The following is a 10976-nucleotide window of genomic DNA, read 5'->3' as shown; positions in this document are numbered from 1 at the left end:
CTCACCAGCAAGCCGCCACTACTGCCAGCGAATCAGCTACCGCGTTCAAAAACTAAAAGTCACGAAGCTCGTCGATACAGCGTCTCAAGCCGTCCTTGACGTTCACTGCTCAACGAACCGAGACGGAAGCGACGCAGACCTTGCTGAGCAGATAGCCCGCCGGAACGCGGGCGATCTGCGGTCTCTCGCGGCCGATAAAGGCTATGACAAGCAATCGCTTCGTGAAGGATTACGTGAGCTCGCGATCAGACCGCTGATCAAGCATCGTATCTTCGCTCCGTACGACCACGCACACAACGCCAGAATTGACGATAACAGCTACAATCAGCGCTCAATGACTGAAACCGTGAACTCAGCTGTGAAGCGCTCGCTCGGCTTCGCCGTGCGAGCGCGCTCGTGGTTCCGTGAGTTCCGCGAAATCGCGCTGATGTGTGTCGTCTATAACATCAAACGCTTCGTCAAACAGTGAATCTCTCCGCCTTACAGCGATTCAACACAGCCGTTCGGGTACAGTAAGAAGTACCTCTGAATCCCATGCCGGGATAGGAGTACCGGCTGATTGGCACAGTCAGTGGCGGTCACCGGGACAGCTACAAACCGTAAACACCCCAAACCAGCGGTTCGGGACCGTGGGAATCTTCGCCCTTCAGGGCGGAGAGGATGTCAAGCCGGGAGTGAATCCGACAACGCCGACACGATCCGGACTGGATTGGCACTTAAAAATCGGCAAAACCTCCCGACTGCCGGCCGAGTGTGATCTACGCGCTCTCGACCGCGTCGAGGACGACGTCGTAGTCCGGCTCGTTGGTCGGGTCGTCGGCGACCCAGTCGTAGACGATCTCGCCGTCGTCGTCGATCACGAACACCGCCCGGTTCGCGATCCCGTAGAGACCCAGGTCGGCGATGTCCATCTCCAGTCCGTACGCGCGGATCGCGTCGCCGGCCGTGTCGCTCACGAGGTCGAACTCGATCCCGTGCTCTTCGCGGAACGCGCCCTGCGAGAACGGCGAGTCGGCGCTGACGCCGAGCAGCGTCCCGCCCGCGTCCTCGAACTCGCCGACGCGCTCCTGGAACGCCACCATCTCGTTCGTGCACGGGGGCGTGAACGCGCCCGGGAAGAAGGCGAGCACGACCGGCCCGTCGCCGATGTGGTCGCCGAGGTCGAACGGTTCGTGGTCGCTCGTTCCGACCGTCGCGGTGAACGTGGGTGCGGCGTCGCCTGTGGATGCCATCGTCGTGTACTACGGTCGACTCGTCCAAAAGGCTTGTCGCGGTTTGGGCATCGACTCCCTCGCCGCTCGGAAAACGGATTACTCCCGGTCGAGGTACTCCTGCTGGATCGCGACGATCTCGGACGAGTCCTCGCACGCGGCGTACCGGCGGAGCGGCTCCGCGTTGAGTTCGAGGAACGTCTCGCCCCACGTGAACTTCGCCAAAATCTGTTCGGCGTGGTCGAGATCGCCGAGGATCGCGAGCGCGGCCGCGAACGCCTCGACGGTGGTGAGCCGCATCGGTCGTCCGAAGTTCACGGGGTTGCCGGCGACGAGGTACGGGAGCGCGCGGTGTTCGCCCGGCAGCGAGAACATCTTCTCGCCGGCCGACTCCCACGAGCAGTCGAGCGCGACGAGCGCGTTGTCGGCGGCGAGGTCGGCGTCCGCGGGCGAGAGCGCGCGCTCGGCGTGGGGATTGAGCACGACGCCGTAGGGCGTGGCGCGGTCGGAGCGGTGGAGCTCCGCGAGGTCGAACCGCGCGAGCTTTCGGGCCGTGCACTTGTCGGGGTCGTCGTCGCCCTCGTACCGGACGTGCAGGTCCACAGTACGAAGTGGTGTGAGTCGTTTATAAGCGGTGCGGAGCGGAAGGGAACGCCGCGAACGCTCTAGTCGATCGCTTATAAGTATCTGACAGCCGATCGACGGTGAACACCGCCAAAGCCCCAGCCGTGAGGGCTCGCGCACCTCGCTGCGGTCCTCAGTCGCTCGCGCTGTCGCCGGCGCTTCGCGCCGGCTGCCAGAGGGACCTTCGGTCCCTCGCTGCTCGCTCCCTGCGGTCCTTACGTCGGTGTGCTTCGCCCTCACGGCAGCGAGGCGCTTCGCGCCTCTGGCAGCCGGCGGCAAAGCCGCCGGCGACTGCCCCTTTGAGTCCCACCCCGCCCCGCACAGCACCGCACCTCACGCCTCCCCAGCCTCGCGGCTCCCTCCGCTTCGCTCCGGTCGCCGCGTCCCTCGCGCGTGCTCCTCGTGGCCTCTTGGCCACTCGGAGGCACGCAGGGCGAGAGCGAAGCTCTCGCTTGCAGCCGGCGCTACGCGCCGGCGACGCCACCGCAATTCGGTTTATAAGCGATCGTCGCCGCCAACTGTCGCAAACTCGCCGCTCCATCCCCAGATCCCGATACCGTCAAACCGGCCCGGTACCGGCGGGGTTTTTCCTCGTCGCCGCGCAGGTGCGTGTATGGAGCTGTTCGCGGTTCCGGACCTCCCGGAGATCCGGGAGGGAGACGATCTGGCGGCCATGATCGACGAGCGCGTCGACCTCCGCGAGGACGACGTGGTCGTCGTCGCCAGCACCGTCGTCTCCAAGGCGGAGGGCCGCGCCTTCGACCTCTCGGACTTCCCGGCGAGCGAGCGCGCGGAAGAGGTCGCCGACCGACTCGCCGAAATCGCCGACGAGGAGAAGGACCCGCGCTTCGCGCAGGCCGTCATCGAGGAGTCGACGGAGCTCATCATGGAGGCGCCGTTCCTCCTCACCGCGACCCGCTTCGGTCACATCGGCGTCAACGCCGGGATCGACCGGTCGAACGTTCCCGACGGCGACCTGCTGCTGCTCCCGGAGCGCCCCTCCGAGAGCGCGGAAAGAATTCGGAAGGGGCTCGCGGCCGACCGCGTCGTCGTCAGCGACACCTGCGGGCGCCCCTTCAGACACGGCCAGCGCGGGGTCGCGATCGGCTGGGCCGGAACCCCCGCCAGCCGCGACTGGCGCGGCGAGCGCGATCGCGACGGCCGGGAGATGGGCGTCACCGTCCAGAACGTGATCGACGAGCTCGCCTCTGCCGCCAATCTCGTCGCCGGCGAGGGCGCCGGCGGCACCCCGGTCGTCGTCGTCCGTGACTGGGCGTTCGGCGACCACGACGGCTCGGACAACCACTTCCGCGAGCCGGAGGGCGACTTCGTGCGGCAGGCCCTCCGCGACTGGGAGTTTCAGGCGTAACCACCAACCATGCTCGGCATCGAACTCACCCCCGAACACGACCTGTCTCGCCTCGTCGACCTCGGCGTCCGCGCCGAGGAGGCCGGCTACGACGCCGTCTACTCGACGTGTCACTACAACAACCGCGACCCGTGGGCGTTCCTGTCGCAGCTCGCGACCGCCACGGAGTCGGTCCGGCTCGGCCCGGGCGTCGCTAACCCTTACGAGACCCACCCCGTGACGCTCGCCTCGAAGCTCGCCACCCTCGACGAGCTGTCGGAGGGCCGCGCCGCCTTCGGGATCGGCCCGGGCGACCCTTCGACGCTCCGGAACCTCGGACTCGAAGACGAGCGCGGGCTCCGGCCCGTACTTGAGGCGTTCAAGACCGCCCAGAAGCTCTGGGCCGGCGAGCGCGTAGATCACGAGGGGACCTTCGACGCCGCGGGCGCCGGACTCAACTACGAGCCGCCGCAGGGCGCGTCGATTCCGGTCCACGTCGGCGGCGAGGGCCCGCACATGTGCCGGATGGCCGCGAAGCACGTCGACGGCCTGTTGTACAACGGCTCGCACCCGAAGGACCTCGCGTGGGCCCGCGAGCAGGTCGACGATGGGCTCGCCGACCGGCCCGATCACCGGGGCGACTTCGATCTGATCGCCTACGCCGCGGTCTCTATCGCGGAGGACGCGACCGCCGCCCGCGAGGCCGCCCGGCCGCCGGTCGCGTTCATCGCCGGCGGCGCGGCCCCGCCCGTCCTGCAGCGGCACGGGATCGACCCGGACGCGGCCGCCGAGATCGGCGACCGCGTCTCCGCCGGCGAGTTCTCCGCCGCCTTCGAGCGCGTGACCCCCGAGATGATCGACGCGTTCTGCATGGCCGGCACGCCCGAGACCGTCCGCGAGCGCGCCGCCGCCGTCGCGGAGCACGCCGACGGGCTCGTCGTCGGCTCGCCGCTCGGACCGGACCTCGAGGGCGCAGTCGACCTCGCGGCCGAGGCGGTCGACGGCGTCTTTTAAATCGATCGCGGGATTCTCGCCGGTCGAGAATCGAGAATCGCCCCTGATAACTCCGGGGAGAGCTTCATAACCCGTTCGCGTCGAGTTCCTCGTATGTCGACGACACGACAGCGACGCCCGGGCCTCCGCGGGCGGTACGAGGCCCTCCTGTGGGGCATGATGGATCGCCTCGGGATCTCCGAATCGATAGAGCGCAAGGTCGTCACGGCCGTCGGGATCCAGTTCCTCGTCACCGTGGGGATCTTCCTCGTGCCGTTTCTGGTCTCCGGGAGACTCTCGTACGTCCTCTCCGCCGTTCTGTTTCTCGGCGCCGTCCTCGCGATCTACAACACGCTCCTCATCGTGCGCCGCGACTTCGTGGCTCCGATCCGGCAACTGGAGAGCGGGGCCGACGCGATCGCCGCGGGCGAGATCGATGCGGTCGGTGCGGACGGGACCGGCGGGACGGTCGGAGCGGTGGACGGTGCGGGCCTCGCCGGCAGCGATCAGCCCGACGAGATCGGGAGTCTCGTGAACTCCTTCGTCGCGGTCGAGCGTTACCTCGGGACCGTCTCCGCACAGGCGGAGGCGCTCGCGGCCCAGGAGTTCGACGACCCCGCGCTCGACGAGGAGGTGCCGGGGGCGTTCGGCGACTCGCTCGACGAGATGGCGGGGAACCTCGAGGCGTACACGACCGAGCTCGAGTCGCTCGTCGACGCCTTCGGCGACGCGGCGGAGCGCGCCCGAGACGGAGACCTGACCGCCACCATCGACGAGGGGGCCCTGGCGACCGACGAGGGCCGGTACGCCGGGCTCGTCGAGAACTACAATCGGCTCGTGACCACGCTCGGCGGAACGGTCGGCGAGGTGGCGTCGTTCACGGCCGAGGTCGCCGACGCGAGCGGCGACGTGCGCGCGAGCATGGACGAGGTCGACGACGCCAGCGAGGAGGTCGCGCGCTCGGTCCAGGAGATCTCCGACGGCGCCGCCGAGCAGACGGAGGAGCTGGAGTCCGTCTCCGGCGAGATGAGCACGCTCTCGGCGACCGTCGAGGAGATCGCGGCGTCGGCCGACGACGCGGCCGCGACCGCCCGGAGCGCGGCGGATCGGGGACGGTCCGGCCGCGAGGAGGCGGCCGAGGCGATCGAGGAACTGGAGGCGCTCGAGGCCGGCATCTCCGAGACGGCGACCGCGGTGGCGGACCTCGTCGACCGGATCGGCGAGATAGACGAGATCGCCGCCGTGATCGACGGGATCGCCGAGGAGACGAACCTGCTCGCGCTGAACGCCTCCATCGAGGCGGCGCGGGCCGACGGCTCCGGCGACGGGTTCGCGGTCGTCGCCGACGAGGTGAAGGCGCTCGCCGAGGAGACCCGCGAGGAGGCCGCGGCGATCTCGGGGCGCATCGACGAGGTGCAGGCGGCGTCCGCGGAGACCGCCGAAGACGTGGACCGGATGGAGTCACAGGTGTCGGGTAGTGTCGACACCATCGAGTCGACGCTCCGGGAGTTCGAGGAGGCCGTCGAGGACGTGACGACCGTCGACGAGACGGTCCAGGAGATAAGCGAAGCGACCGACGATCAGGCGCGAACGACCCAGGAGGTCGTCGACATGGTCGACGGCATCGCCTCGGTCAGTCGGCGGACCGCGACCGAGGCGGAGACCGCCACCGCAGCGGCCGAGCAACAGACCGCGACCGTCTCCGAGGTCACCCGTCGGGTCCACGCGCTCTCGGACCAGTCCGACGAGCTGCTCGCGACGCTCGACGAGTTCGACGTTCCCGAAGGCGACGGGGACCGCGCGTCCGCGTCCGGGACCGAGCGCTCAGGAGCGTCGATCGCGGGCGCGGACGACGACTGAGGAGGAACCGCGAGCGCGACGCGTTACTCGGCCTGACCGCGATCGCCGAGCGAGGGGAGCGTCACGCCGATCTCCTGTAAGAGCGCGCCGATCACCAGGTAGCCGAACGCGGCCACCGAGCCGCCGAGCAGGACCTGACCGACGACCACCAGGAACGCTGACACCGGATCGCCGGCCCCGAGGATCAGGTCGTTCAAGAACAGGTCCGTGAACCGTCCCACGTCTCCGACGAGCCGGGAGACGACGTCGATGAGCGCCATCATGGTCGGGCGTTAGACCGGGGGGTACTTGGGTGTTGAGTTCGCGGCCCGTCCTCCCCGGCGACCGGGGGCCGCGACCGCGGGCGGTTCGGACGTCCGACAACCGCGGGCGGCTCGGACGATCGACGCCGGCGAGCGGTTCCGACAACCGAACGGCTTACACCCGACCGACACGGACCTGTTCGTCATGAACGCCCTGACGGAGCTGTTCGCCGAGAACACGCTGCTGTGGGTCCTCACGGGGATCCTCGCGTACTCCGCGGCCGCGATGTGGCTCCGGAACCGCGGGGTCCTCCCCGAGGCCGTCCGCGTCTCCGGACCGGTACTGACCCTCAGAACCCTCCGCGGCCGCGTCTTCCTCGACCGCCTCGCCGCGCCGAGGCGGCTCTGGCGGGCCGTCGCGAACCTCGGACTCGGCGGCGCCTTGGTCGCCATGGTCGGATCGTTCGTCCTCATCCTCTCGTCGGCGCTGTCCGCGTTCCGGACCGCACAGCCCTCCGCGATCCAGCAGCCGCAGAACTTCCTCATCATCCCCGGCGTGAACGACTTCCTCCCCCTCTCGGTCGCGCCCGAGATCGTCGCCGGGCTCGCGGTCGCGATGGTCGTCCACGAGGGCGCGCACGGCCTGCTGTGTCGCGTCGAGGGGATCGACATCGAGTCGATGGGGCTCGTCTTCTTCGCGCTGCTCCCGGTGGGCGCCTTCGTCGAACCGAACGAGGAGGCGACCCAGGAGGCCTCCCGCGGCGCCCGCGCCCGGATGTTCGCCGCCGGCGTCACCGCGAACACGGTCCTCACGGTCCTCGTCTTCGCGCTCCTCTTCGGCCCGGTCGTCGGCGCCATCGCGCCCGCGCCCGGCTACGCGGTCGGCGAGGTGACCCCGGAATCGCCGGCCGCTGCCGCCGACATCGCGTCGGGCGACCGGCTGGTCGCGGTCGACGGCGCGCCCGTCGACACCGCCGCGGAGTTCGAGGCCGCGCTCGCGGACGCCGGCGAGACGGTGACCGTCACGGCCGACGACGGCGACGGAGAGCGGACCGTGGAGGTGGACCGCGAACTCCAAGTGATCGGCTCCGCCGGCGGGAACCCCCTCGGCGTGACGATCGAGTCCGAGCCGGTGGCGATCACGTCCGTCAACGACGAGCCCGTGGCGACCGAGGGACAGTTCCTCGACGCCGTCGGCGACGCGGAGCGCGCGACGGTGACCGTCGACGCCGACGGGGCGGAAAACGCCACGGTCGAGTCCGAGACCGTCGAGATCCCGATCGGAGCGTACGCGCTCGGCGTGCAGGAGGACGGGCCCCTCCACGCGGCGGGCGCCCCCCTCGGCGAGCCGATGACGATCGTCGCGGTCGACGGGGAGCGCGTCCGGAACAACGACGAGCTCTCGGCGGTCCTCGGCGAGCGCGAGCCGGGAGAAACGGTCGAGGTCGTCGGGTACGGCCGCGACGACGAGCGCGTCAGCTACGACGTGGAGCTCGATCCGCACCCGAACCGCGACGGCGGGTTCGTCGGCGTGAGCGTCTTCCCCGGCTCCAGCGGGCTCGCGCTCGACGACTTCGGCGTCTCGGAGTACCCGGCCGGCGCGTACCTCGAACTGCTCGGGGGCGACGGCGGCGAGGGGGCGACCGACGGGCTCGCGCTCGGCGGGCTCACGGACTCGCCGCTCGGGCTGGTGTTCGCCTCGCTCATCCTCCCGCTCGGCAGCCTGTTCGGGCTCCCGTTCAACTTCGCGGGGTTCACCGGCGAGATGACCAACTTCTTCGTGGTCGAGGGCTCGCTCGCCGCGCTCGGCGGCGGGACGTTCCTGCTCGCGAACCTCCTCTTCTGGACCGGGTGGATCAACATCCAGCTCGCGCTGTTCAACTGCCTGCCGGCGTTCCCGCTCGACGGCGGTCGCATCCTCCGGATGGTCGCCGAGGCGGTGGTGAGCCGGGTCCCCGTCTCCGACCGCCACGCCGCGGTCCGGACGGTCACGGTCTCGTCGGGGCTCGTCATGCTCGCCGGGCTGGTCATGATGATCTTCGGGAACCAGATCCTCGGGGCGCTCGGACTGTTGTAGCTCTCGCCCCGAGTCGCGGCGCGGGAGGACCCCGCGACGCTCGCCGAATGGGAAACGGGTTTCTCCGCGGGGCGAAACTGGTACCCATGAGCCACTCACGCACCGTCGAGATCGAGGGCCACATCATCGACAGCGGGACGATGCAGCGCTGCTTCGGCGCGGTGATGGATCTCGGCGGCTCCTTCGACGTCGAGCAGTTCGACGTGGGGACCCACGAGGAGGCGGAGTCGTACTGCCGGATGGCGGTCTCGGCCGACGACCCGGAGACGCTGCAGGCGATCCTCCACGAGCTCCACCAGAACGGCGCGACGCTGGAGAACCCGACCGACGTGGAGCTCGTGGCCGCGCCCGCGGACAAGGTCGTCCCGCCGGACTTCTACTCCACCACGAACCACCCGACCGAGGTGCTGTACGACGGCGAGTGGATCGAGGTCGAGCGGATCGAGATGGACTGCGCGCTGATCGTGGAACCCGAGCCGGAAGCGGACACCGGCGAGGGGAGCCGGGAGGGCGGTCCCGACGGGAGCCCCCGCGCGTACACGAAGGTTCTCAACGCGGTCGAGGAGGGCGACCTCGTCGCCACCGATCAGTCCGGGATCCGCGTGAAGCCTCCCGAGCGCCCGCGACACGGGGGCGGCGCGTTCGGCTTCATGCAGGGCGGCGTCTCCTCCGAGCGCCCCTCGGAGTCGACGATCCGCGAGGTCGCCGAGGAGCTCCGCGAGGTGACCGAGGCCGGCGGGAACGTGATGGTCGTCGCCGGCCCCGCCGTGATCCACTCGGGGGCGGGCGACGCGCTCGCGGAGCTGGTCGAGGCCGGCTACGTCGACTCCCTGTCGGCGGGCAACGGCTTCGCCACCCACGACCTGGAGCGCTCGCTGTACGGCACCTCCCTTGGGATGGACGTGGAGACGCTCGAACACCCGCGGAAGGGGCACAAACACCACATCTGGACCATTTCGGAGATCATCCGCGCGGGCGGGATCGAGGCCGCCGTCGAGGACGGGATCGTCACCGAGGGCGTGATGTACCAGTGCGTGGAAAACGACGTGGACACCGTGCTCGCGGGCTCGATCCGCGACGACGGGCCGCTCCCGGACACGATCACCGACGCGGTGGAGGCGCAGGACGCGATCCGCGAGCAGGCCCACGACGCCGACATCGTGTTGATGCTCGCGACGCTGCTCCACTCCGTCGCGGTCGGGAACTGCCTCCCGTCGACGACGAAGACCGTCTGCGTCGACATCAACCCCGCCACCGTCACCCAGCTGCTCGACCGCGGCTCGGCGCAGGCGGTCGGGATGGTCACCGACATCGGGACGTTCGTCCCCACGCTCGCGGAGTTCGTGCTGGAGGGCGAGGACGCCGACGTCGCCGTCGGCGCGAACGACGGGCGCCCGCACGCGGGCGACGACGCGTGACCGCCAATATCCGCCCCTACGACGCCGAGACCGACGCCGACGCGCTGTACGACCTCAAGACCGCCTTCGAACGCGGGCTCGGCGAGTCGACCGGGGGCGACGGGAAGGCGACCGCCTACGAGGGAAAGCTCACCGACGAGTACCGCGAGCGGTGGCTCGCGTGGGTGGACCGGTGCGTCGCCGACGACGCGCGGTGCGTGACGGTCGCGGTCGGCGAGGAGAGCAATGCGGATATCGTCGGATACGTCTTCGTCCTCCCCGAGCGCCTCGCGATGGTCTGGGACGCCGCCGTGATCAACGAGCTCTACGTCGTCCCCGAGCACCGCGGGACCGGCGTCGCCGACGACCTGATGGACGCCGCGGTCGCGCTCGCCGGCGATCAGGACCTCCCGCTCGATAGGATCGTGCTCGACGTCGACCCGGCGAACGAGCGCGCCAGGGCCTTCTACGACCGCCACGGCTTCGAAGGGTGGGGCGAGATGGTGGCGCGTTCGCTCGACGGCTGATTCCCGGACGGTACACGGCGCTCGTTCGGTATTTAAGGGGATCCGCTGAATCGCGTGTTCGGAGATACTGGTCGCTGAAGACTGCTCCTGACCGATGGCGGGAGTGCGTATCGCCAATTTGTGGAGTGGTTGTTTATACGCGATCGAGTAGTGTTGCTGTTGGTGGTCTATAAGTCGTTGACGACGCGGTGAACAGCTTCAAAGCCCCAGCCGCTGCGGACGGCGCACGCTCGCTGCGCTCCTCACTCGGTCGCGTTGCTCCCTCGTTGCGGTGCTTGCATCGCCTGCGCCGTCCTCACGGCTGCCCCTTTGAGTCCCACCCGACCGCACCGCACAGCCTCACGCCTCCCCAGCCTCGTCGCTGGCGCCGTTGGCGTCAGCGACTCCCTCGCGCGGTGCTCCTCGCGCCCTGCGGGCGCTCGGAGGCGCGCGCCACCGCATCCTCCTTATAAGCGATCATCGTCGCCGCTCACGGTTGTTTAAATCTCTCTCGCCGTCCGCGATCTGAAACACCTACTCCCGCTATCGCTCGCCGAACCCAGTACCGGCTTTGACATCCTCTCCGCCCTGAAGGGCGAAGATTCCCACGGCACCGTGCCGCCGGTTTGGGATGTTCAAGGTTTGTAGTCGCCTCGATGACGGCTACTGGCTGTGCCAATCAGCCGTTACTCCTATCCCGCCATGGGATTCGGAGGTA

The 10976-nt window shown here is 69.3% G+C and carries 10 protein-coding genes; 7 read left to right on the top strand and 3 right to left on the bottom strand.

The features are described from left to right. The coding region (locus EDM04_RS18225) for an IS5 family transposase (RefSeq protein ID WP_123624639.1) at window positions 1–469 on the top strand (469 nt) is incomplete at its 5' end. 289 nt (window positions 470–758) lie between these two features. Here the strand turns inward: EDM04_RS18225 and EDM04_RS18220 are convergent. Together EDM04_RS18220 and EDM04_RS18215 are read right to left on the bottom strand one after the other, a co-directional pair. Then, window positions 759–1232, bottom strand: coding sequence for a redoxin domain-containing protein (locus tag EDM04_RS18220; protein ID WP_123624637.1), 474 nt, complete (start codon window positions 1230–1232; stop codon window positions 759–761). Window positions 1233–1310: 78 nt separating this feature from the next. Next, entirely contained in the window at window positions 1311–1814 is a 504-nt protein-coding gene (locus tag EDM04_RS18215) for a DUF367 family protein (protein WP_123624635.1), read from the bottom strand. A gap of 634 nt (window positions 1815–2448) precedes the next feature. Between EDM04_RS18215 and EDM04_RS18205 the strand changes: the two genes are divergently transcribed. From EDM04_RS18205 to EDM04_RS18195, 3 genes are all read left to right on the top strand, one after another. Next, the gene (locus EDM04_RS18205) at window positions 2449–3204 is read left to right on the top strand and encodes a coenzyme F420-0:L-glutamate ligase (protein ID WP_123624631.1); all 756 of its coding nucleotides are present in this window, start codon (window positions 2449–2451) and stop codon (window positions 3202–3204) included. A 9-nt stretch (window positions 3205–3213) separates the two neighbouring features. Beyond that, window positions 3214–4197 (top strand): 5,10-methylenetetrahydromethanopterin reductase, encoded by a 984-nt coding sequence (locus tag EDM04_RS18200; RefSeq protein WP_123624629.1) that lies wholly within the window; start codon window positions 3214–3216, stop codon window positions 4195–4197. Window positions 4198–4356: 159 nt separating this feature from the next. Next, entirely contained in the window at window positions 4357–6036 is a 1680-nt protein-coding gene (locus EDM04_RS18195) for a methyl-accepting chemotaxis protein (protein WP_123624641.1), read from the top strand. A 23-nt stretch (window positions 6037–6059) separates the two neighbouring features. Here EDM04_RS18195 and EDM04_RS18190 read toward each other — a convergent pair whose 3' ends face one another. Further along, window positions 6060–6299: a hypothetical protein gene (locus EDM04_RS18190; protein ID WP_123624627.1), complete on the bottom strand. Its 240-nt coding sequence runs from the start codon at window positions 6297–6299 to the stop codon at window positions 6060–6062. A gap of 184 nt (window positions 6300–6483) precedes the next feature. On the opposite strand from EDM04_RS18190, the gene EDM04_RS18185 reads away from it, so the two are divergent. From EDM04_RS18185 to EDM04_RS18175, 3 genes are all read left to right on the top strand, one after another. Beyond that, window positions 6484–8355: a site-2 protease family protein gene (locus EDM04_RS18185; RefSeq protein ID WP_123624624.1), complete on the top strand. Its 1872-nt coding sequence runs from the start codon at window positions 6484–6486 to the stop codon at window positions 8353–8355. Between the two features lie 86 nt (window positions 8356–8441). Beyond that, a complete protein-coding gene (locus tag EDM04_RS18180) occupies window positions 8442–9773 on the top strand; it encodes a TIGR00300 family protein (RefSeq protein ID WP_123624622.1) in 1332 nt (443 codons plus the stop codon). Further along, complete coding sequence (locus EDM04_RS18175) at window positions 9770–10279, top strand: GNAT family N-acetyltransferase (RefSeq protein ID WP_123624620.1); 510 nt, start codon at window positions 9770–9772, stop codon at window positions 10277–10279. Before EDM04_RS18180 ends, EDM04_RS18175 begins: the two co-directional genes overlap by 4 nt. The last annotated feature ends 697 nt before the right edge of the window (window positions 10280–10976 follow it).

This window comes from Halorubrum sp. CSM-61, from assembly GCF_003781945.1.
Classification (GTDB): Archaea; Halobacteriota; Halobacteria; order Halobacteriales; family Haloferacaceae; genus Halorubrum.
This window is presented reverse-complemented; position numbering and strand designations above follow the sequence as displayed.